General features: G+C 61.2%; 18 protein-coding genes. 6 read left to right on the top strand and 12 right to left on the bottom strand.

The genetic code is table 11. The features are described from left to right. The first annotated feature begins 3 nt into the window (after positions 1-3). From HF257_RS08555 to HF257_RS08540, 4 genes are all read left to right on the top strand, one after another. A complete protein-coding gene (locus HF257_RS08555) occupies positions 4-3,165 on the top strand; it encodes an efflux RND transporter permease subunit (protein ID WP_185707227.1) in 3,162 nt (1,053 codons plus the stop codon). After that, positions 3,162-4,619, top strand: coding sequence for an AdeC/AdeK/OprM family multidrug efflux complex outer membrane factor (gene adeC, locus HF257_RS08550; protein WP_185707229.1), 1,458 nt, complete (start codon positions 3,162-3,164; stop codon positions 4,617-4,619). The genes HF257_RS08555 and adeC overlap by 4 nt, the downstream gene beginning before the upstream one ends. Positions 4,620-4,898: 279 nt before the next feature. After that, a complete protein-coding gene (locus HF257_RS08545) occupies positions 4,899-6,596 on the top strand; it encodes a molecular chaperone HscC (RefSeq protein WP_185707231.1) in 1,698 nt (565 codons plus the stop codon). Between the two features lie 11 nt (positions 6,597-6,607). After that, positions 6,608-8,227 carry a J domain-containing protein gene (locus tag HF257_RS08540; protein WP_185707233.1) on the top strand — a complete coding sequence of 540 codons (1,620 nt, stop codon included), beginning with the start codon at positions 6,608-6,610 and terminating at the stop codon, positions 8,225-8,227. A gap of 78 nt (positions 8,228-8,305) precedes the next feature. Here the strand turns inward: HF257_RS08540 and HF257_RS08535 are convergent, their stop codons facing one another. Then, positions 8,306-8,803: a hypothetical protein gene (locus tag HF257_RS08535; RefSeq protein WP_185707235.1), complete on the bottom strand. Its 498-nt coding sequence runs from the start codon at positions 8,801-8,803 to the stop codon at positions 8,306-8,308. Between the two features lie 254 nt (positions 8,804-9,057). Between HF257_RS08535 and HF257_RS08530 the strand changes: the two genes are divergently transcribed. Then, the gene (locus HF257_RS08530; RefSeq protein ID WP_185707237.1) at positions 9,058-10,308 is read left to right on the top strand and encodes an OprD family porin; all 1,251 of its coding nucleotides are present in this window, start codon (positions 9,058-9,060) and stop codon (positions 10,306-10,308) included. Positions 10,309-10,393: 85 nt separating this feature from the next. Then, entirely contained in the window at positions 10,394-11,293 is a 900-nt protein-coding gene (locus tag HF257_RS08525; protein WP_185707239.1) for a polysaccharide deacetylase family protein, read from the top strand. Between the two features lie 123 nt (positions 11,294-11,416). On the opposite strand, the gene pcaC is transcribed toward HF257_RS08525, so the two are convergent. From pcaC to pcaR, 11 genes are all read right to left on the bottom strand, one after another. Then, complete coding sequence (pcaC, locus tag HF257_RS08520; protein ID WP_185707241.1) at positions 11,417-11,815, bottom strand: 4-carboxymuconolactone decarboxylase; 399 nt, start codon at positions 11,813-11,815, stop codon at positions 11,417-11,419. A gap of 10 nt (positions 11,816-11,825) precedes the next feature. Beyond that, the gene (pcaD, locus tag HF257_RS08515; protein WP_185707243.1) at positions 11,826-12,617 is read right to left on the bottom strand and encodes a 3-oxoadipate enol-lactonase; all 792 of its coding nucleotides are present in this window, start codon (positions 12,615-12,617) and stop codon (positions 11,826-11,828) included. Positions 12,618-12,627: 10 nt separating this feature from the next. Further along, entirely contained in the window at positions 12,628-13,983 is a 1,356-nt protein-coding gene (locus HF257_RS08510) for a 3-carboxy-cis,cis-muconate cycloisomerase (RefSeq protein ID WP_185707245.1), read from the bottom strand. Positions 13,984-13,993: 10 nt separating this feature from the next. Next, a complete protein-coding gene (locus HF257_RS08505; protein WP_012722673.1) occupies positions 13,994-15,289 on the bottom strand; it encodes an MFS family transporter in 1,296 nt (431 codons plus the stop codon). Between the two features lie 207 nt (positions 15,290-15,496). Continuing rightward, positions 15,497-16,063 carry a protocatechuate 3,4-dioxygenase subunit alpha gene (pcaG, locus tag HF257_RS08500; RefSeq protein WP_185707247.1) on the bottom strand — a complete coding sequence of 189 codons (567 nt, stop codon included), beginning with the start codon at positions 16,061-16,063 and terminating at the stop codon, positions 15,497-15,499. A 1-nt stretch (position 16,064) separates the two neighbouring features. After that, entirely contained in the window at positions 16,065-16,769 is a 705-nt protein-coding gene (pcaH, locus tag HF257_RS08495; protein WP_185707250.1) for a protocatechuate 3,4-dioxygenase subunit beta, read from the bottom strand. A gap of 17 nt (positions 16,770-16,786) precedes the next feature. Then, the gene (gene pcaF / locus HF257_RS08490) at positions 16,787-17,992 is read right to left on the bottom strand and encodes a 3-oxoadipyl-CoA thiolase (RefSeq protein WP_185707834.1); all 1,206 of its coding nucleotides are present in this window, start codon (positions 17,990-17,992) and stop codon (positions 16,787-16,789) included. After that, positions 17,989-18,771, bottom strand: a complete 783-nt coding sequence (locus HF257_RS08485) for a CoA-transferase subunit beta (RefSeq protein ID WP_185707835.1) — start codon at positions 18,769-18,771, stop codon at positions 17,989-17,991. Before HF257_RS08485 ends, pcaF begins: the two co-directional genes overlap by 4 nt. Further along, positions 18,768-19,625: a CoA transferase subunit A gene (locus HF257_RS08480; protein WP_185707252.1), complete on the bottom strand. Its 858-nt coding sequence runs from the start codon at positions 19,623-19,625 to the stop codon at positions 18,768-18,770. Before HF257_RS08480 ends, HF257_RS08485 begins: the two co-directional genes overlap by 4 nt. Positions 19,626-19,774: 149 nt before the next feature. Then, a complete protein-coding gene (locus tag HF257_RS08475) occupies positions 19,775-21,115 on the bottom strand; it encodes an MFS transporter (protein WP_185707254.1) in 1,341 nt (446 codons plus the stop codon). A gap of 145 nt (positions 21,116-21,260) precedes the next feature. Beyond that, complete coding sequence (pcaR, locus tag HF257_RS08470; RefSeq protein WP_028619267.1) at positions 21,261-22,103, bottom strand: pca regulon transcriptional regulator PcaR; 843 nt, start codon at positions 22,101-22,103, stop codon at positions 21,261-21,263. Position 22,104: the final 1 nt, after the last annotated feature.

Genomic DNA, 22,104 nt, shown 5'->3' with positions numbered 1-22,104 from the left:
CCCATGTCGAAATTTTTTATCGACCGTCCCATTTTCGCCTGGGTAATTGCCCTGGTGATCATGCTGGTCGGGGCACTGTCGATCCTGAAGTTGCCCATCAACCAATACCCGGCCATTGCGCCAACCGCCATTGATATCCAGGTGACCTACCCAGGCGCGTCTGCACAAACCGTGCAGGACACCGTGGTACAGGTCATCGAGCAACAGCTCAACGGTATCGACAACCTGCGTTATGTCGCCTCGGACAGTAACTCCGACGGCAGCATGACCATCACCGCGACGTTCAACCAGGGTACCAACCCGGACATCGCCCAGGTTCAGGTGCAGAACAAGCTGAACCTGGCGACCCCACTGCTGCCGCAAGAAGTGCAGCAGCAGGGTATCCGCGTGACCAAGTCGGTGAAGAACTTCCTGATGGTGATTGGTCTGGTGTCGGAAGACGGCAGCATGACCAAGGACGACCTGTCCAACTACATCGTGTCGAACATCCAGGACCCGATTTCCCGTACAGCGGGTGTAGGTGACTTCCAGGTGTTCGGTTCGCAGTACGCCATGCGTATCTGGCTCGACCCCACCAAGCTGAACAACTACCAGTTGACCCCGGTAGACGTCAGCAGCGCCATCGCGGCACAGAACGTCCAGGTGGCCACCGGTCAACTGGGTGGCCTGCCTGCCCTGCCCGGCACTCAGCTCAACGCCACCATCATCGGCAAGACCCGTCTGCAAAGCGCCGAAGAGTTCGGCAAGATCCTGCTAAAGGTCAACACCGATGGCTCGCAGGTCCGCCTGCGTGACGTTTCCCGTATCGAACTCGGCGGCCAGAACTACAGCATCAGTGCGCAGTTCAACGGCAAGCCGGCATCCGGTATGGCAATCAAGCTGGCAGCGGGTGCCAACGCCCTCGACACCGCCAAGGCCATCCGTGAAACCGTGGCCTCGCTGGAACCGTTCTTCCCGCCTGGCATGAAGGCGGTGGTGCCATATGACACCACGCCTGTGGTCACCGAATCGATCTCCGGTGTAGTACACACCCTGGTCGAAGCGATCGTGCTGGTGTTCCTGGTGATGTTCCTGTTCCTGCAGAACTTCCGTGCCACCATCATCACCACCATGACGGTTCCGGTGGTATTGCTGGGTACCTTCGGGATCCTGGCGGCGTTCGGTTTTACCATCAACACCCTGACCATGTTCGGCATGATCCTGGCCATCGGCTTGCTGGTGGACGACGCCATCGTTGTGGTGGAAAACGTCGAGCGGGTAATGGCCGAGGAACACTTGTCGCCCAAGGAGGCGACGGTCAAGTCCATGGGCCAGATCCAGGGCGCCCTCGTGGGTATCGCGCTGGTACTGTCGGCGGTACTGCTGCCGATGGCGTTCTTCGGCGGCTCCACGGGTGTGATCTACCGTCAGTTCTCGATCACCATTGTTTCGGCGATGGCGTTGTCGGTACTGGTTGCCCTGATCTTCACCCCGGCCTTGTGCGCCACCATGCTCAAGCCAATCGACCCTGAAAAGCACGGCCAACCCAAGCGTGGTTTCTTCGGCTGGTTCAACCGCACCTTCGACCGTGGCGTACTGAGCTACGAGCGTGGCGTGGGCAACATGATCAAGCACAAGATCCCGGCATTCCTGGTCTACACGCTGATCCTGGCTGGCATGATCTGGATGTTCACCCGTATTCCAAGCGCGTTCCTGCCTGAGGAAGACCAGGGTGTGATCTTTGCCCAGGTTCAGACACCGGTGGGTTCTTCGGCTGAACGTACGCAGAAAGTCATCGATGATATGCGCGCCTTCTTGTTGAACGACAAGGAAGGTGAGCCGGGCGAAGGCAAGGCCGTGAAGTCGGTATTTACCGTGAACGGCTTTAACTTCGCGGGTCGTGGCCAGAGTTCGGGCCTGGCGTTCGTGATGCTCAAGCCATGGGATGAACGTGATTCGTCCATGTCGGTATTCGAAGTGGCCAAGCGTGCCCAGGGTTACTTCTTCGGGGCCTTCAAGGACGCCATGGTATTTGCCATCGTGCCGCCTTCGGTTCTGGAACTGGGTAACGCCACGGGTTTCGACGTGTTCCTGCAAGACCAGGGTGGCGTCGGCCACGAGAAGCTGATGGCTGCACGCAACCAGTTCCTCGGTGCCGCCGCACAAAGCAAGATCCTGGCGGGTGTGCGCCCCAACGGCGTGAACGATGAGCCGCAGTACGAGCTGACCGTTGACGACGAGAAGGCCAGCGCCCAGGGCATCAGCCTGTCGGACATCCAGAGCACCCTGGCGATTGCCTTGGGTGGCAGTTACGTCAACGACTTCATCGACCGTGGTCGTGTGAAGAAGGTGTATGTACAGGGTGATGCCGCCAGCCGGATGTCGCCGGAAGACCTCGACAAATGGTACGTGCGCAGCACCTCCGGGAAGATGGTGCCGCTGTCGGCCATCTCGTCGGGCAAGTGGATCTACGGTTCGCCCAAGCTCTCGCGTTACAACGGTGTAGCGGCGATGGAAATCCTCGGTACCCCGGCACCTGGCTACAGTACCGGTGACGCGATGGCGGAAGTCGAGCGGATTGCCAAGGACCTGCCGGCCGGCGTTGGTTATGCGTGGACCGGTCTGTCGTACGAAGAACGTCTGTCCGGCTCACAGGCACCTGCGCTGTACGCCCTGTCGCTGCTGGTAGTGTTCCTGTGCCTCGCGGCACTGTACGAAAGCTGGTCGATCCCGATCGCGGTAATCCTGGTGGTCCCACTGGGTGTGATCGGTGCATTGATCGCCACCAGCCTGCGCGGGCTGTCCAACGACGTGTTCTTCCAGGTGGGCTTGCTGGTAACGGTGGGCCTGGCAGCGAAGAACGCCATCTTGATCGTGGAGTTCGCCAAAGAACTCCACGAACAAGGCAAGGGCATCGTCGAGGCAGCCATCGAGGCGTCCCGCATGCGTCTGCGTCCGATCATCATGACGTCCATGGCGTTTATGCTTGGCGTACTGCCGCTGGCAATTTCCAGCGGTGCCGGTTCGGGCAGCCAGCACGCCATCGGTACCGGCGTAATTGGCGGTATGATCACGGCCACTGTCTTGGCGATCTTCTGGGTGCCGCTGTTCTACGCGACCGTGTCCTCCGCTGGCGAGCGCAAAAAGACTGAAACTACTGAAACTCCTAAAGAGGCTGGCCAATGAGCAAGTCGCTCCTTTCCTTAGCCGTCACGGCATTCGTGCTCAGTGGCTGCTCGCTGATACCTGACTATCAGCGCCCTGAGGCGCCGGTGGCCGCCCAGTTCCCGCAGGGGCCGGCGTATTCGTCGGCCCAGGCGCCGAGCCAGGCCGCTGTCGAGCAAGGCTGGAAGCAGTTTTTCCACGACCCTGCCCTGCAACAGCTGATCCAGACGGCGCTGGTGAACAACCGTGACCTGCGTGTCGCGGCCCTGAACATCGACGCCTACGCGGCGCAGTACCAGATCCAGCGTGCCGACCTGTTCCCGGCCGTATCGGCCACGGGCAGCGGTAGCCGTTCGCGTACTCCGGCCAAGCTGTCACAGACCGGCGAATCGACCATCAGCAGCCAATATTCGGCAGGCCTTGGTATCAGCTCGTATGAGCTGGACCTGTTCGGTCGCGTACGCAGCTTGAGTGAGGAAGCCCTGCAAAAGTACTTCGCCACTGAAGAAGCGCGCCGCAGTACCCAGATCAGCCTGGTGGCCAGCGTGGCCAACGCCTACCTGACCTGGCAGGCCGACAAAGAGCTGCTCAAGCTCACCCAGGACACCCTGGGCGCGTACGAGCAGAGCTACAAGCTGACCTCGCGCAGCAACGAAGTCGGCGTGGCCTCGGCCCTCGACCTCAGCCAGGCGCGTACCTCGGTGGAAAACGCCCGGGTTGCCCTGGCGCGCTACACCCGCCAGGTCGCGCAGGACGAGAACAGCCTGACCCTGCTGCTGGGCACTGGCTTGCCGGCGAATATCGCCAGCCAGCCGCTGTCGGATAACCTGCTCAGCGAAGTGCCGGCCGGGTTGCCATCGGACCTGCTGCAACGTCGTCCCGACATCATTCAGGCCGAGTACAACCTCAAAGCCGCCAACGCCAATATCGGCGCGGCGCGTGCTGCGTTCTTCCCGAGCATCAGCCTGACGGCCAGTGCCGGCACCGCAAGCCCAACCTTGGGCGGCCTGTTCAAAGGCGGCTCGGGCACCTGGTCGTTCGCCCCGCAGATCAACATCCCGATCTTCAACGCCGGCAGCCTGCGCGCCAGCCTGGACTACTCGAAGATCCAGAAAGAGATCAACGTGGCGAACTACGAGAAAGCGATCCAGACCGGCTTCCAGGAAGTCTCGGACGGCCTCGCCTCACGTGAAACCTACAAGCAGCAACTGGAAGCGCAACGTGGTTTCGTCGCCGCCAACCAGGACTACTACCGCCTGGCCGAGCGTCGCTATCGCATTGGTGTCGACAGCAACCTGACGTTCCTCGACGCCCAGCGCCAACTGTTCAGTGCCCAGCAATCGCTGATCACCGACCGCCTGGCGCAGCTCACCAGCGAGGTCAACCTGTACAAGGCCCTCGGCGGTGGCTGGAGCGAGCAGACTGCGAAGAACGAGCCGTTGAAAGAAGAAGCACCGGCGCTGAAGTTGTTCTGATAGCGCTGCTGTAGATAAACAAAACCGCTTCCCTCACCGGAAGCGGTTTTTTTATGCCCGTCTGTAGTGAGCGGGCTTGCCCGCGCTGGGGGGCGAAGCCGCCCCAAATCCGGCTGCTTCGGTCTTACTGATACACCGAGGCGCCTGGGTTTAGGGCGGCTCCGCCCCCCAGCGCGGGGCAAGCCCGCTCACTACAGGCTGCCCTCCTTGCTTTTCGCTCAACCTTTCAGGATAAAATTGGTCACAGATTCTTACAGACCACAGAGGGAGCTTGTCGTAATGATCGTAGGAATCGACCTGGGGACCACCAACAGTCTTGCAGCGGTATGGCGCGGTGATGCCGCCGAACTAGTCCCCAATGCCCTTGGCCAGTTGCTGACCCCAAGCGTGGTCGGCCTGGATGACCAAGGCCGCATCCTGGTAGGCCAGGCCGCCAAAGAGCGCCTGCACACCCACCCGCACCTCACCACTTCATTGTTCAAACGCTTCATGGGCAGTGCCACCGAAGTGCGCCTGGGCGACAAATCGTTCCGCCCGGAAGAGCTCTCCGCGCTGGTACTCAAAAGCCTCAAGGAAGATATCGAACGCACCTACGGCCATACCGTCACCGAAGCCGTGATCAGCGTGCCCGCCTATTTCAGCGACGGCCAACGCAAAGCCACGCGCATTGCCGGTGAACTGGCCGGGCTCAACGTCGACAAGCTGATCAACGAACCCACCGCCGCAGCCCTCGCCTACGGCCTGCACCAGCGTGACAAAGAAACTTCGTTCCTGGTGTTCGACCTTGGCGGCGGTACCTTTGACGTGTCGATCATCGAGCTGTTCGACGGTGTGATGGAAGTGCGCGCCAGTGCTGGCGACAACTTCCTCGGCGGCGAAGACTTCGACACCCTGCTGCTGGAACACTTCGTCGACAGCCAGCGCAATGCCCAGGGTTTCCCGCCCACCAGCAGCGTGCTGCAAGCCCTGCGCCGTGAAGCCGAGCGTGTGCGCAAAGCCCTCGGCCAAGACGACAGCGCTGACTTCGCCCTGCGCGTGGACGGCCAGCAATGGGTGAAAACCATCACCCAGCAAGAACTCGCCAAGCTGTACACCCCGCTACTGGAGCGCCTGCGTGCGCCCATCGAACGCGCCCTGCGCGATGCGCGGATTCGGGTCGGCGACCTCGATGAAATCCTGCTGGTTGGCGGTACCACGCGCATGCCGCTGGTGCGCAAACTTGCCGCCGGTTTGTTCGGACGCTTCCCGTCCATCAGCCTCGACCCAGACCAGGTGGTCGCCCATGGCGCCGCGATCCAGGCCGCGCTCAAGGCCCGTTCGGCGGCGCTGGAAGAAGTGGTGCTGACCGACGTATGCCCCTACACCCTGGGCATCGAAACCTCGAACCAGTACGGCAGCCATATCGAAAGCGGCCACTACCTGCCGCTGATCGAGCGCAACAGCAGCGTGCCGGTCAGCCGGGTCAAGACCGTGGTCACCCTGCATGACAACCAGAGCCAGGTGCTGCTCAAGATCTACCAGGGCGAAAGCCGCCTGGTCAAAGACAACATCGAGCTGGGCCAACTGGACATCGCCGTGCCCAAGCGCAAGGCGGGTGAAGTCTCGCTGGACGTGCGCTTCACCTACGACAACAACGGCCTGTTGGAAGCCCAGGTAAGTATCCCGCTGACCGGCGAGCAACACTCCCTGGTGATCGAGAACAACCCCGGCGTGCTGAACCCGGAAGAAATCCAGCAACGCCTGCAAGCCCTGGCGCAGTTGAAGGTTCACCCGCGCGACCAACAGGTCAACACCGTACTCACCGCGCGCCTCGAACGGCTCTATCAGGAAAGCCTCGGCGAACTGCGCGAGCAACTCGGGCACTGGGCCGGCCAGTTCCAGCAGGTGCTCGACACCCAGGACGAACGCCGGATCCGCGACGCCCGCAGTGAACTGACCCGTCAACTTGAACAGCTCGACAACGGGTTCTGGCGCTGAGGGAACACCCCATGAATTGCTGGACCGTGCTGCAACTGCCGGAAGAAGCCGACGAACGCACCATCAAGCGTACCTATGCGCGGCTGCTGAAAAGCTGCCGCCCGGACGACGACGCCGAAGGCTTCCAGCGCCTGCGCGAAGCCTATGAAGAAGCATTGGCCTACGCACGCTGGCGGGCCGAGTGGGAGGACGAGGAAACCACCACCACTGCAGCGCCCGTGGCCGAACAAACCTACGGCAACCTCAACGACCTCGCCGAACTGATGGACGTCAGTGCCCTGCACCCGGCCCCATTCGAAGCGCCCAAGGCCGACCCGGCACAGGCACTGCTCAGTGGCCTCAACGTCAGCAACTTCATAGAGCGCTGGACCCTCGCCATTCAACAGGATTGCACCGACGCCTTCCAGGCGGGCCTGTTGCGTCATTGCTTCGATCACCCAGGCGAGCGCGTTGCGATAGCCAGTTGGGCGGCAAACCATTTGGAATGGCTGACACCCTGGCAACAGGTCGCCATGACGCCGTGGCAACACGAAACGCTCTCCGGCGAACTCTTGCAGGAATACCGCCGCACCTTGCAAGAACTGCTGGAGCAGAAGGCCGAACGCGAGTTCATCATCCAGCTCACGCAGTACAACAACCAACCCTGGCTGCGGGTGTTCGACCTGCAACAGCAGTGGCAACGCATCATCCTGCAGTTGCTCCACGACACCACCTGGAGCGTGCCGCTGTTCGAGCGGGTGTGCCAGGTTTTCGGCTGGGACGACCAGAAAGGCGTATGCCCGGAACCCACCTGGATGTGGCGCGAACTGGTCTCGCGCTGCGAGCAGGAAAGCTTTTACGCCAACCTGCTGGAAAAAGCCCAGGACCTTCGCCGCACCTCGGCCGATGCCCTGGCCGCGCGCCTGTTGCTCACGCCGATGTCGGCAAGCCAACAAAAACGCATCATCGACGGCTTTGGCGAGAACGAATGGAACGCCTGCCAGCACCTGGGCGAACTCCTGACCTGGCGCTACCCGCAGCTGCTGGAACGGTTGCCGCAACCCGACGCGTTCTTCTGGCGCAAATTTGTGCCGCGGCCGATTTATACCCAGGTGTTTATTCGCGTATGGGCTGTCTTGGCCTTGGGGATCGGCCTGAGCATGATCCACACGCCACCCGGCAGGCTGGATTTGCATTCGACGTTTATCTTTATGGTGGCGGCGTTCATTCCGGCCGGGATCGCGTTTCGCATCACCCAGTTCTGGGCCAGCATGAGCTCGACCTACCGGGTACCCGACCTGTGGCTAAGCCAGTACCTGATCCCCAAGCGCATTAACCCCAACAAGTATTGGCTGGTGATCCGCCACGGCGTGCCCCAAGCGCTCATGCTGGCCGCCTGCGGGCTGATGCTCGGCGTACTGGGCATGGTCACCTATGCCGGCGCGCTGGCAATCAACCTGCTGCACACCAAACGCATCGGCCACATCAGCCATAAATTCAGCCACGGCTACCCGTGGCTGAACGGCTTGCACTGGGCATTTTGGAGCCCATTGCAAGCGGCGTTCCTGGTGGTGATGGTGGGGGTGATCGTTGCGGCGCAGCATTACTTGCCGCAGGTTCCGTGGACGCGCCTGGTGTCACCCAAACTATAAGGGCGCCTTCACGCACACTAGCAAGCGCCCCTATTGCCAGAAACAATGCGGCCTAGGGGCACTTGAAACAGGCCATGTTCATGGTGCTTTTTTTTTGAGAGGGCGAGTATTGACGCGAATCTCATGGGCAATGACCTTCGCCTTTTGAGCGACATCCTCCTTATCAAATACAACAAAATCGAACTCCGTGTTCGCTGTAATAACCTGGTATTCGTCGACCTGCTCCACGGTAGTCACCGTCAAGCTACCGCTGGCTGGCGAGTAGGCCTCGTAGTCATCGTCATAGATGTAAAACTGGGCCTGCACATCGCCAGTCTCTTCACCGATCCTGTAAGTCTTCCCTTCTTCCAGCGTGTGGGGACCGGACAAAATAATCTCGTATTTCAAATCTGTACTAACGCCTTTCAGAAAGAAATAAGCAGACGTTGTGTCGCCAACGTAAACCAGGTCAATACAGGCGAATGGAAAAAACGAATAAAACTGCAGCCTCAACTCGCCAAGAATGTGACCTTCAACGGGGCTAGTGGTTAAGCCGTCAGGCAGGGTCACTGTCTTGGGTTTGTGTAAATGGATCATGGTGAATACCTCAACTAACTCAATTGGAACATACCCCCAATACCGTGTCGCCTGGCCACATTAGTCTTCGATGGCACACCTGAACAACTGTCAACTCTGACAGGTCGATAGCAGAACTCCACGATTAACCAGGCTTACATCGAATAACGTTCGATCACCGCCCAAACCCATATTCCCCCCAATTGAATCTTCCCCATCGCCCTCTCACCATGGCCCGCACCTGCATAACCCCAATAACAACAGGTCCTAACGCCATGAGCACTTTGCACCCGCGCCAGCTGTTGCTGGCAACCGCTGTCGCCACCCTTGCCCTGCCCGCCGTCGCCGAAGAACACGGCTTCCTCGAAGACGCCAGCGCCAACCTCAACCTGCGCAACTTCTTCATCAACCGCAACTTCACCAACCCCACCAAGGCCCAGGGCGGCGCGCAGGAGTGGACGCAGAGTTTCATCCTCGATGCCAAATCCGGGTTTACCCAAGGCACGGTGGGTTTCGGCGTGGATGTGTTGGGCTTGTACTCGTTGAAGCTCGATGGCGGACGCGGTACTGGCGGCACCCAGTTGCTGCCGCTGGACCACGACGGTCGCCCGGCCGATAACTTCGGACGACTTGGCGTAGCCTTCAAGGCAAAGATCTCGAAGACCGAAGTAAAGGTTGGCGAATGGATGCCGGTGCTGCCAATCCTGCGCGCCGACGATGGTCGCTCCCTACCGCAAACCCTGCGCGGTGGGCAGATCACCTCCAAAGAAATCGCCGGCCTCACGCTGTACGGCGGTCAGTTCCGCGCCAACAGCCCGCGGGACGACAGCAGCATGACCGACATGTCCATGACCGGTAAAACCGCGTTCACCTCCGACCGTTTCAACTTCCAGGGCGGCGAGTACGCGTTCAACGACAAGCGCACCCAGATCGGCCTGTGGAACGCCCAGCTCAAGGACATCTACCGCCAGCAGTACGTCAACCTGATCCACAGCCAACCGCTGGGCGACTGGACCCTGGGCGCCAACCTCGGGTTCTTCTACGGCAAGGACGATGGCAGCGCCCGCGCAGGCGAGCTGGACAACAAGACCTGGTCCGGCCTGTTCTCGGCCAAGTACGGCGGCAACACCTTCTACGTCGGCCTGCAAAAACTCACCGGCAACAATGCCTGGATGCGCGTCAACGGCACCAGCGGCGGCACCCTGGCCAACGACAGCTACAACTCCAGCTACGACAACGCCCAGGAAAAATCCTGGCAAGTGCGCCACGACTACAACTTCGCCGCCCTCGGCGTGCCGGGCCTGACGCTGATGAACCGCTATATCAGCGGCAGCAACGTGCACACCGGCACCATTACCGACGGCAAGGAATGGGGCCGCGAGAGTGAACTGGGCTATACCGTGCAAAGCGGCGCGCTGAAGGACCTCACTGTGCGCTGGCGCAATTCCAGCATGCGCCGGGACTACAGCAACAACGAGTTCGATGAAAACCGGTTGATCGTCAGTTACCCGATCAGTCTGCTGTAAACCGTCATCGACCTTGCTGTATGGTGCGCGCCTGCCGCTGCTGAGCTAAATCAGCAGCGGCTTTTTATTCGAGCCCGTGCACACCATGAAATCCTTCGCTTTAGCGTGCGCCCTGCTTGCCCTGGCCTTGAGCCTCAGTGGCTGCATCGGCGCGCCCATCGCCCTGACGCCGCAGACCGAACAACGCCTGCAAACCCAGGCGCCGATCCGTTTCCTGCTGACCTTCGATGATGGCCCAAGCGCTTCGGGTTACAACAACCCGAGCCGCTCGGTGGTTGCCGACTTGGCGCATAACCCGATACTGCCGGGCATCAAGGCGGTGTTTTTCCTGCAGACCGAAGCGTCGCGTTCCGGCGGCAGTTCACGGGGCCGCAAGACCATGGAGCGTGAGTTCGCTGCAGGCCATATCCTCGCCTTCCACACCGCAACGGCCTTTCATACCAACCATCGCTGGCTCAATGACGCCGAGCTGGAAAGCACCCTCACTCAGGGCGCTGCCGACATTGCGGCGATCACAGGCGCGCCGCCGCAACTGGTGCGCCCGCCATTCTGGAACTACGACCGGCGCACCTTCGCCGCCTACCAGCGCCACGGCATGCACGTATTGCTCACTGACTTGAGCGCCAATGACGGCAAGATATGGGGTTTCAATGGCAGCCCACGGCGCCGCGCCAACCTGTATCACCAGCTCTCAGTGGTACGCGAGCACATTGCCCTGGGGGAATTGCCGACAGTGGATGGCGTGATACCAGTGGTGGTGACGTTCCATGACATCAACCGCTATACGGCGCGGCATATGCAGGAGTACTTGCAGATATTGCTCGATAGCGCGCGGGTCACCGGGGTGAGGACGGCGGCGGAGCCGTTCTATACCGACCATGACGCGCTGGAGCGGGCGGCGTTGGCCAGGTCGGTTAAAGAGGTGAGCGAGCCAGTGCATTTGCCTGGCGTGTGGAACTGGGTATGGGACGCAGATTCCCACTGACACCCTGAAATCAATGTGGGAGCGGGCTTGCTCGCGAAAGCGCCGTGTCGGTCACCACATGTATAAACTGAACCACCGCATTCGCGAGCAAGCCCGCTCCCACATTTTTGATCGCATTTCAACTCAGTCAGTCTGGCGAGACTCGACACCCAGCTCATCCCACACCGACTCCGCCAAATGAAACGTCGCATTCGCCGCCGGAATCCCGCAGTAGATCGCGCTCTGCATCAGCACCTCTTTTATCTCTGCGCGAGTCACCCCGTTGCTGGCAGCGGCACGCAGGTGCAGCTTCAACTCCTCACTGCGGTTCATGCCAATCAACATGGCGATGGTGATCAGGCTACGGGTGTGCCGAGGCAGGCCCGGGCGGGTCCAGATATCACCCCAGGCGTGGCGGGTGATCATTTCCTGAAACTCGCTATTGAACTCGGTCAGGGCATTGAGGCTGCGGTCGACGTGGGCATCGCCCAGCACTTCGCGGCGTACTTGCAGGCCCTCGGCGTAACGTTGTTTCTCGTCCACAAAAAAATCCTCAGGGGGCCAGCAAAAATTCGACAACACGGTCGCTGAACGCAGCACCCGCTTGGACATTGGACAGGTGCGCCGCGTAGAACTCGGCGTATTCGGCACCTTGCACATGGGTCTGGATATAGTGGCTGCCGGCAGGCGGTGTGACCGCGTCTTCAGTGCCAGCAACCACCAACGTCGGCACCTTGATTGACGATAACTGTTCACGGAAATCCGCATCGCGCACGGCGCCGCAGTTGGCTGCGTAGCCTTCGGGTGATGTAGCCGCCAGCATGTCGGTGATCAGCTTGGCTTGATGCGGATGCGCTTCGGCGAAGTCCGCAGTAAACCAGCGTGCAATCGATGCATCGCGCAGGGCGGTCATCGCCGCCGCGCCGTCACGCAACACCATCTCGATGCGTGGGTTCCACACCTCAGGCGTGCCGATCTTGGCGGCGGTGTTGCACACCACCAGACGGTGCAAGCGCGAACCCGCGTTGATGCCCAGCCATTGGCCGATCAAGCCGCCCATGGACAAACCACAGAAGTGCGCGCGCGGAATATCCAGCGCATCCAGCAGCGCGATCACGTCGCGACCCAGTTGCTCGATGCTGTAGGGGCCTTCGGTAACCAGGGATTTGCCATGGCCGCGAGTGTCGAAGCGCAGCACGCGAAAGTGCTGGGTGAAGGCCGGGATCTGGAGGTCCCACATGTGCAGGTCGGTGCCCAACGAGTTGGACAACACCAGTACTGGCGCATCCACAGGTCCGTCCAATTGGTAATGCAGTTCGCCCTCGGCGAGTTGTACAAATGCCACAGCGGTCTCCTCAAGAGAAGTGTTCGGTTACGGCGCGGCTGACCCAGGTTTGCGCCTGGCCCAGGTAATGGGCAGGGTCGAGCAGGCGATCGAGTTCGGCGGCTGGCAGTTCGGCCGTGATCTGTGGTTCATCTGCCAGTACTGCACGCAGATGCCGCTGCTCGGCGACCGCACGTTTGCAGCATTGCTCCAGCAGATGGTGCGCGGTCTCACGACCCAGGCGTTGGGCAAGCACGATACTTACGGCTTCGGCCAGCACCAGGCCTTGGGTCAGGTCGAGGTTTTTGCCCATGCGTTCGGCGTCGACTTCCAGCCCTTCGCTCACCAGCAGTGCCTGTTGCAGCGCCCCGGAAACCAAGCGGCAAATGTCCGGCAGGGTTTCCCATTCGGCATGCCACAGGCCGAGGCTGCGCTCGTGTTCCTGGGGCATCGCGCTGAACATCGTCGCCACCAAGCCAGGCACACGGGTCGCCGCGCTGATCAGCACGGCAGCGCCCACGGGGTTGCGTTTGTGCGGCATGGTCGACGAACCGCCCTTGCCCGGCGCCGAGGGTTCGAACACTTCAGCCGCTTCGGTCTGCATCAACAGGCTGACGTCGCGGCCCAATTTACCGAGGCTGCCGGCGATCAGACCAAGCACGCTGGCGAACTCCACCAGGCGATCACGTTGGGTGTGCCAAGGCTGCTCAGGCAAGGCCAGTTGCAACTCCGCCGCCAGGGCTTCGGCCACCGGCATCGCCTGCTCACCCAGCGCCGCCAACGTGCCGGACGCACCACCGAATTGCAGCACCATCAAGCGCGGCTTGAGTTCGCGCAGGCGTTGGCGACTGCGGGTGACCGCGCCCAGCCACCCGGCGATTTTCATCCCCAGGGTGACTGGCGTCGCATGCTGCAACCAGGTGCGCCCAGCCAAGGGCACAGCGGCATAACGCTGGGCCTGGGCGGCCAGGATGTCACCCAGTCGTGCCAGGTCCGTTTCGATCAACAACACCGCTTGGCGCAGTTGCAGCACCAGGCCGGTGTCCATCACATCCTGGCTGGTGGCGCCCAGGTGCACATAACGCTCGGCGCCAGCATCCTCACTGGCAATCAACTTGCCCAAGGCCTTCACCAGCGGAATGGCCGAATTCCCCGCCGTGGCAATTGCCACGCCGAGGGCATCCACGTCATACAGCGACGCCAGGCACGCCTGGGCAATCGGAGCGACGGCGGCGTGCGGGATCAAACCGACCCGGGCCTCGGCCCGCGCCAGCGCTGCCTCGAAATCCAGCATGCCCTGCAAGCGTCCGGTGTCGCAGAACACCTCAGCCATGCTGTCTGCCGTGAAGTAAGCGTCGAACAATTGGTTGCTCGTGCGCAGTGTCATAACGCGTCCCTTACAAATCGTGGTGCAAGTACTCGGCCTGTTTCGGCAAGCGCAAGCTGAACAGGAAGGCCACCGCCATCATGCCGGTGACGTACCAGTAAAAGGTATTTTCCATGCCCATGGATTTGAGCCCCAAGGCCACGTACTCCGCAGAGCCACCAAAGATCGCGTTGGCCACCGCATAGGCCAGGCCCACACCGAGGGCACGCACATGCGGTGGGAACATTTCCGCTTTCACCAGGCCGCTGATCGAGGTGTAGAAGCTCACGATGGCCAGAGCCAGCGAGATCAGCACGAAGGCCAGGAAAGGGCTGGTGACGGTTTTCAACGTGAGCAGGATCGGCACCGTGCACAGGGTGCCGAGGGCACCGAACCACAGCATCGAGTTACGACGGCCGATCTTGTCCGAAAGCATGCCGAACAGTGGCTGCATGCACATGTACACGAACAGTGCGCCGGTCATGATGTAGCTGGCGGTCTTCGCGTGCATCCCGGCGGTGTTCACCAGGTACTTCTGCATGTAAGTGGTGAACGTGTAGAAAATCAGCGAGCCACCGGCGGTGTAGCCGAGCACGGTGATAAACGCTGCTTTGTGATTGCGGAACAACGCGGCGATGCTGCCGGCGTCCTTGTCCTGGCGCATTTCCTTGCTGGTCGTCTCCTTGAGGGTACGACGAAGCAACAGCGAGATCACCGCCGCGATGGCGCCGATCACGAACGGAATCCGCCAGCCCCAGGCGCGCAATTCTTCTTCGGTGAGGATCTGTTGCAGGATCACCACCACCAGCACGGCCAGCAGTTGCCCGCCGATCAGTGTCACGTACTGGAACGAGGCAAAGAACCCGCGCTGGCCCTTGAGCGCGACCTCACTCATGTAGGTCGCGGTGGTGCCGTATTCGCCACCCACCGACAAGCCCTGGAACAGGCGCGCCACCAACAGCAACGCCGGCGCCCAGGCCCCGATGTCTTTGTAAGTCGGCAAAAAGGCGATGACCAGCGAACCGGCGCACATCATCAGCACCGAGATCATCATTGAGTTTTTACGACCGTGTTTGTCGGCCACTCGGCCAAACAGCCAGCCGCCGATAGGTCGCATCAGGAACCCGGCGGCGAACACACCGGCGGTGTTGAGCAGTTGGACCGTAGGGTCGTCCGACGGAAAAAACGCCGGGGCAAAGTAAATGGCGCAGAAGGCATAGACGTAGAAGTCGAACCATTCGACGAGGTTGCCGGAGGAGGCACCGACAATCGCAAAAATCCTTTTGCTGCGTTCTTCTCCGGTGTAGTGACTCGTTGTTGTTGTCATGGTTTTTTCACTCAGTGGGAACGGTTATAGCCTAGACATACTTTGCAACAACCATGTTCCGCAACAAGACTTTTGGGTATGTGGTGCCTGCGAGGGCCTCTTCGCGGGCAAGCCCGCTCCCACATTTACTGTGTTTACACGTTTTGATTCGTGAACACATTCGAAGGTGGGAGCTGGCTTGCCTGCGATGAGGCCCTCAAGGCCAATTCAATAATCGAAGAACACCGTTTCCTTATCGGTCCCCTGCAAAATCACATTCCACTGATGCACACCCGCCTCATCCGGCTTGGCAATCAAGGTACCGCGTCGCTCAGCGGGCACACACGCCAACAACGGGTCATCCCCATTCATCGGCTCGCCCTCAAAGTAAATCCGCGTCAGCAGGTGCTTCACCAACCCACGGGCAAACACCAGCACCACCAGGTGCGGGGCCTGGGTCGTGCCCTTCAGGCCCGGAACGGCACCCGGCTTGATGGTGGTAAAGCGAAAACGCCCTTCCCCATCCACCGGCACCCGGCCAAAGCCTTCGAAGTTCGGGTCGACAGCCTTGTCCTGCTCGTCTTCCGGGTGGTCGTATTTGCCGGCGGCATTGGCCTGCCAGACTTCCAGCATGGCGTCGTTGACGACATCACCGTTGCCATCCACCACTTGCCCGCTGATCGCCACGCGCTCGCCGAGGGTAGCGGCGACGGTCAGGTCTTCGCGGTTCAGCCAGGTCAGGCCGATGTGGTAATACGGCCCGACGGTGTGGGACGTGGTTGCGTTGAGTGTCATCTCATTTCTCCATCGGCGTGGCGTCGCGGCCGCGCAGGACGATGTCCCAGCGGTAGCCGAGGGCATAGGAAGGAATGGTTTTTTCCAGGTCGAAGCGGGCGATCAGGCGCTGCTTGGCCGAGGTGTCCGGCACGCAGTTGTAGATCGGGTCGTATTCCAGCAACGGGTCGCCGGGGAAGTACATCTGCGTGACCAGGCGCGTCAGCACGCTCGGGCCGAACAGCGAAAAGTGGATGTGCGCCGGGCGCCACGCGTTGTGGTGGTTGCCCCACGGGTAGGCACCGGGCTTGATGGTCTGGAACTGATACCAGCCATCGGCGTCGGTGACAGTGCGGCCAGTGCCGGTGAAATTCGGGTCCAGCGGTGCGTCGTGCAGGTCACGCTTGTGGTTGTAGCGACCGGCGGCGTTGGCCTGCCAGATCTCCACCAGAATGCCCGGCACCGGCAGGCCGTTTTCGTCAAGTACACGGCCATGCACGATGATGCGTTCGCCTTGGGGCTCGCCGTCATGCTGGGCAGTGAGGTCGTTGTCCTTCGGGTTGACCCGCTCGGCGCCGATGGTCGGGCCGGTGATTTCCGACAAGGAATGGGGCAGAAACACCAACGGCTGGGACGGCGAACGCAGGTTCGTCGACTGATAGGCCGGGTGCAGGTAATCAGGTTGAGTGCCCGCTTGCGGGCGCCGGTATCCAGGCTTGTCACTCATGGTGCAGTCCTCTCTTATTAGATGCGTTCAATCGCCAGTGCCAAGCCTTGCCCGACACCCACACACATGGTTGCCAGGCCTTTGCTGCCGCCGGTTTTTTCAAGTTGATGCAGGGCCGTCAGTACCAGCCGCGCGCCGCTCATGCCCAGCGGGTGGCCGAGGGCGATGGCGCCGCCGTTCGGGTTGACCTGCGGCGCGTCGTCAGCGATGCCCAGTTCACGCAGCACTGCCAAGCCTTGGCTGGCGAACGCTTCGTTGAGTTCGATCACGTCGAAATCGCTCACCGCCAGGCCCAGGCGCTCTACCAATTTGCGCACCGCCGGTACCGGGCCGATGCCCATCACACGGGGTGCAACACCGGCGCTGGCCATGCCCAATACGCGGGCGCGGGCCGTGAGACCGTGTTTCTTGACAGCCTCGGCGGAGGCCAGGATCAACGCCGCCGCACCGTCATTTACACCCGAGGCATTGCCGGCGGTGACGGTTTTGTCAGGGCCGTTGACCGGCTTGAGTTTGGTCAGCGCTTCCAGGGTGGTATCAGCCCGTGGGTGCTCATCGTGCTCCACCACGGTCTCGCCTTTTTTATGCGCGACACGCACCGGTACGATTTCCTCGGCGAAGAAACCTGCGGCTTGCGCGGCAGCGGTACGTTGCTGGCTGCGCAGGGCAAAGGCGTCCTGATCGGCGCGGGACACCTGGTAGTCGTCGGCAACGTTATCGGCGGTCTGAGGCATCGCATCCACGCCGTACTGGGCTTTCATCAACGGGTTGATAAACCGCCAGCCGATGGTGGTGTCTTCCAGCTTCATGTTGCGCGAAAACGCTGCATCGGCCTTGCCCATCACAAACGGTGCGCGCGACATCGACTCGACGCCACCGGCAATCGCCAGCTCCATTTCGCCGCTGGCAATGGCGCGGAAAGCGGTGCCAATCGCGTCCATGCCTGAAGCGCACAAACGGTTGAGGGTCACGCCGGGAATACTCTCCGGCAAGCCCGCGAGCAACAGCGCCATACGGGCGACGTTGCGGTTGTCTTCGCCGGCCTGGTTGGCGCAGCCCAGGAACACTTCATCCACTGCGCTCCAGTCCACCGAGGGGTTACGTTCGATCAAGGCCTTGATCGGCAGTGCCGCCAAGTCATCGGCGCGTACGGTAGACAAACCACCGCCGAAACGGCCGATGGGGGTACGAATGGCGTCACAGATAAATACATCGCGCATCAGGCTTCTCCCGGCGCTTGGCCGTGGGCGGCGGCCGTGCGTGCTTCAAGGTCACGCAGGGCGGTCAGTTCTGCCTCAGTAGGCTCGGCGGTGGTGCTGACCTGTTCGGCAAAACGAATCGCCCAACCGGTGGCCGCGACCACGTGTTCACGGGTCACGCCAGGGTGCAGCGCGGTGACCACGAATTCATGGGTGCCGGCTTCCGGCTCCATGATGCACAGGTCGGTAATAATCCCTACGGGACCAGCGCCCGGCAGGCCGAGGCGCTTGCGCGAATCGCCGCCTTCGCCATGGCCGACGGAGGTGATGAAGTCCAGTTTGTCGACAAACGAACGGGACGATTGCTTGAGGATGATCAGCACGCTCTTGGCGGAGCCGGCAATTTCCGGCGCGCCACCGGCACCTGGCAGGCGCACTTTGGGCTGGTGATAGTCACCGACCACGGTGGTATTGATATTGCCGAAACGGTCGACCTGGGCTGCGCCGAGAAAGCCGACGTCGATGCGCCCGCCCTGCAGCCAGTAGCGAAAAATCTCACCGGTCGGCACCACGGTGTCGGCGGTCTCGGCCAGCTCGCCATCACCGATGGACAGCGGCAGCACCGAGGGCTTGGCACCAATCGGGCCGGACTCGTAGATCAACACCACATCCGGCGATGAAGTCAGGCGGGCCAGGTTGGCGGCCTTGGACGGCAGGCCGATGCCGACAAAGCAGACGGCGCCATTCTTGAGGCGACGCGCGGCGGCGACGGTCATCATTTCGTTGGTGGAGTAAGCCATTATTTGGCCTCCTGCGCGGTGGCCAGCTTGGCCTGGAATTCACTGAAATCGGCAGTGCCGTGGATGTATTCGTCAATCCAGGTGGTAAAGGTCCCACGGTCGCGAGCGATCGGGTCCCACGCCTGGTAGAAGCGGTTATCACGCTCGTTGTAACCGTGGGCGTAGGACGGGTGCGCGCCTCCGGGAACATGGCACACTGCAGTCAGAGCCCAGGTCGGCAACACGCAGCTGTTCATCGGTGCGTTCAGATCGTCGACAATTTCTTCCACGGTGACGATGCAACGCTTGGCCGCCAGGGCCGCTTCCTTCTGCACACCGAGGATGCCCCAGAGCAACACATTGCCCTTGCGGTCGGCCTTTTGTGCGTGGATCACGGTGACGTCCGGCCGTACCGAGGGCACCGCCGCCAGCACTTCGCCGGTGAACGGGCAGGTGACCGTCTTGATCAGCGGGTTGACCTTGGGCAGGTCGGATCCGGCGTAGGCACGCAGCACCGCAAACGGCAGGCCGGAGGCTCCAGCGACGTAGGCATTGGCCAAGTCGGCGTGGCTGTGTTCTTCGATCTCCAGCGGTTGCGGCCACTGCTTCTCGACTGCGTCACGCAGGCGATGCAGGGAACCCACACCCGGGTTGCCGCCCCAGGAGAAAATCAGCTTGCGGGCGCAACCGGCACCGATCAACTGGTCGTAGACCAGGTCAGGCGTCATGCGCACCAGCGTCAGGTCTTTCTTGCCCTGACGAATGATTTCATGACCCGCTGCCGTAGGGATCAGATGGGTGAAGCCTTCCAGTGCGACGGTGTCGCCGTCGTTCACGAATTGCTTCACCGCGTCACGCAGCGCGAGTATTTCAGCCATGGGGTGTGGGCTCCCGGTGTGGATCGAAAAAGGCGCTGAGGTGGCGCCGCAGTGCCTTGAAGATTAAGCGGGGGAAATGGGCCAAACAATCCGATAATCGACTGAGTGTTCGATTATCGAACGGATTGTTGGCAGGCTATCGATTAGCCTCAGGTGGCATCCGCATGGCTGACCATGCCTTTGATCACTACCGCAGCGGTGGCCAATGCAGCCGGTATCACCAGGGCGGTGAGTACCTGTTCGAAGTTCCAGCCCAGGCCCAGCAACGTGGCGCCCATCCACGCGCCAAGGATCGCGCCGAAGCGGCCAATGCCGAGCATCCAGGACACACCCGTGGCACGACCCTGGGTCGGATAGAAGCGCGCTGCCAGGGATGGCATTGCCGATTGCGCACCGTTGACGCACATGCCGGCGACCAACACCAACGTCGCCAACAGCGTGATGTTGCCCAGGCTCTGCCCTACCGCGTAGGCAAACACCCCGGCCAGCAGGTAGAACGTGCCGATGACTTTGTGCGGATTGAACCGGTCCATCGCCCAACCTACGCCTACGGCGCTCAACACACCGCCAAACTGGAACAACGCGCCGATAAACGCGGCTTGCTCCATGCTGGCACCGCTGTCGCGCATCAGGGTTGGCAGCCAACTGGTCAGCAGATAAACAATCACCAGGCCCATAAAGTAGGTGAGCCACAGCAATAAGGTGCCGGCGCTGTAAGTCCCGGAGAAGATCACCGCAAACACGTTGCGCGCTTTTACGGTCTTTTGCTCGGGCACGCTGAACGCAGTGGCCTGGGCGACGATGCTCGGCTCAATGGGTGAGAGGGTTTTGCGCACTTTGTCGGTGCCGCGATTGCGCACCACCAAATAACGCGCCGACTCCGGTAGCCACAGCACCAATACCACCACCAGGATCAACGGCAGAATGCCGCCGATCATCAACAGGGCGTGCCAACCAAAGGCCGGGATCAGCTTGGCCGAGATAAACCCGCCGCCGGCCATGCCCAGGTTAAAGCCGCAAAACATGCTGGTGACCAGCAGCGACTTATGGCGTTCAGGGGTGTATTCGGACAGCAAGGTGGTGGCATTCGGCATTCCCGCGCCCAGGCCCAGCCCGGTGAGGAAGCGCAGCACCAACAGTTGATCGACGTTGGTGCTGTAGGCCGAAGCCAGGCTGAACGCGCCGAACAGCAACACGGCGCCCACCAAGACGACTTTGCGCCCAAAACGGTCGGCCAACGGGCCAGAGCCCAATGCACCGAACACCATGCCGATCAACGCGGCACTCATCACCGGGCCGAGGCTGGCGCGGTCGATGCCCCAGTCCTGGGACAATGCAGGCGCGATAAAGCCCATGGCGGCGGTGTCGAGGCCATCGAGGAAGACGATCAGGAAACACAGGATCACCACACGCCACTGATAACGCGACAGTGGCTGGGCGTTGATAAAGGACTGTACGTCCAGGGTGGTGCTGACAGAAGGCTGATTCATTATTGTTATTTCCACACCGATGGCGGGCCAACGACCTGAGGTCGTCATTATTATTTGCGCGGCGCTGATAGCGCTGCCGCACATTAATAAGCCAGGGGAAACACCGTCAATTGATCAAACCGGGATCTGTGCGGTCACCGAACACTTAGGCAAACAACTGCGCACTCAACTCGCGACTGGCACTGAGCATGCTCGGCAGAAACCGCTGTTCCAGCTCGCTGCGGCTGACCCGCCCGGCGTGGGTGCTGACGTTGAGCGCGGCCAATACCTGGCCGGAGGCGTCGTACACCGGCACCGCGATAGAGCGCAGGCCTTGTTCCAATTCCTGGTCGACGATGCACCAGCCTTGCTGACGCACTTGCTGCAGGCATTCAAACAACGCGGCAGGTGTGGTCAGGGTGCGGCTGGTCTTGGTTTGCAGGTCGGCGTGGTCGAGGTAGTCCTGCAGCGAGGCGTCATCCAGTGCCGCGAGCAGGATACGGCCCATGGACGTGCAATAGGCAGGCAAGCGCCCACCCACCGAGAGGTCCACGGAAATCAGGCGCTGAGTGGTGGCAGAGCGAGCGATATAGAGAATGTCGTCGCCTTCGAGGGTGGCCATGTTGCACGCCTCGTGTAACTGCTCACTCATGCGGTCCAGATAGGGTTGGGCCGACACGGCCAACGGTGTCGAGGATAAATAGGCATGGCCCAGGGTGAGCACTTTGGGCAATAGCGAGTACGTGCGCCCATCAGTGGTGGCGTAGCCCAACTTGATCAAGGTGTGCAGGCAACGGCGCACGGCAGCGCGGGGTATTTCGGTGCGGTGGCTGATCTGGGCGATGGTGAGGTGGCGCTTGCGTTCTTGAAACGCCTGCACCACGGCCAAACCACGGGCCAAGGAGGTCATGAAGTCGGGGTCACCGGTAAACGCCTGGATACGCTTGGCCGGTGAAGCAACGATCGGCGGCGCGACTGACGCGAAAGAGTTGCGCAATTGATCGTTCATG

Source organism: Pseudomonas cremoris (assembly GCF_014230465.1).
This window is presented reverse-complemented; position numbering and strand designations above follow the sequence as displayed.

Excerpts from the sequence above, each read along its gene's own strand:
- HF257_RS08545 (WP_185707231.1), top strand. The coding sequence starts at position 4,899 with ATGATCGTAGGAATCGACCTGGGGACCACCAACAGTCTTGCAGCGGTA.
- HF257_RS08530 (WP_185707237.1), top strand. The coding sequence starts at position 9,058 with ATGAGCACTTTGCACCCGCGCCAGCTGTTGCTGGCAACCGCTGTCGCC.
- HF257_RS08505 (WP_012722673.1), bottom strand. The coding sequence starts at position 15,289 with ATGACAACAACAACGAGTCACTACACCGGAGAAGAACGCAGCAAAAGG.
- pcaG (WP_185707247.1), bottom strand. The coding sequence starts at position 16,063 with ATGACACTCAACGCAACCACGTCCCACACCGTCGGGCCGTATTACCAC.
- HF257_RS08555 (WP_185707227.1), top strand. The coding sequence starts at position 4 with ATGTCGAAATTTTTTATCGACCGTCCCATTTTCGCCTGGGTAATTGCC.
- HF257_RS08540 (WP_185707233.1), top strand. The coding sequence starts at position 6,608 with ATGAATTGCTGGACCGTGCTGCAACTGCCGGAAGAAGCCGACGAACGC.
- HF257_RS08475 (WP_185707254.1), bottom strand. The coding sequence starts at position 21,115 with ATGAATCAGCCTTCTGTCAGCACCACCCTGGACGTACAGTCCTTTATC.
- HF257_RS08480 (WP_185707252.1), bottom strand. The coding sequence starts at position 19,625 with ATGGCTGAAATACTCGCGCTGCGTGACGCGGTGAAGCAATTCGTGAAC.
- HF257_RS08525 (WP_185707239.1), top strand. The coding sequence starts at position 10,394 with ATGAAATCCTTCGCTTTAGCGTGCGCCCTGCTTGCCCTGGCCTTGAGC.
- pcaR (WP_028619267.1), bottom strand. The coding sequence starts at position 22,103 with ATGAACGATCAATTGCGCAACTCTTTCGCGTCAGTCGCGCCGCCGATC.
- HF257_RS08510 (WP_185707245.1), bottom strand. The coding sequence starts at position 13,983 with ATGACACTGCGCACGAGCAACCAATTGTTCGACGCTTACTTCACGGCA.
- pcaH (WP_185707250.1), bottom strand. The coding sequence starts at position 16,769 with ATGAGTGACAAGCCTGGATACCGGCGCCCGCAAGCGGGCACTCAACCT.
- adeC (WP_185707229.1), top strand. The coding sequence starts at position 3,162 with ATGAGCAAGTCGCTCCTTTCCTTAGCCGTCACGGCATTCGTGCTCAGT.
- HF257_RS08535 (WP_185707235.1), bottom strand. The coding sequence starts at position 8,803 with ATGATCCATTTACACAAACCCAAGACAGTGACCCTGCCTGACGGCTTA.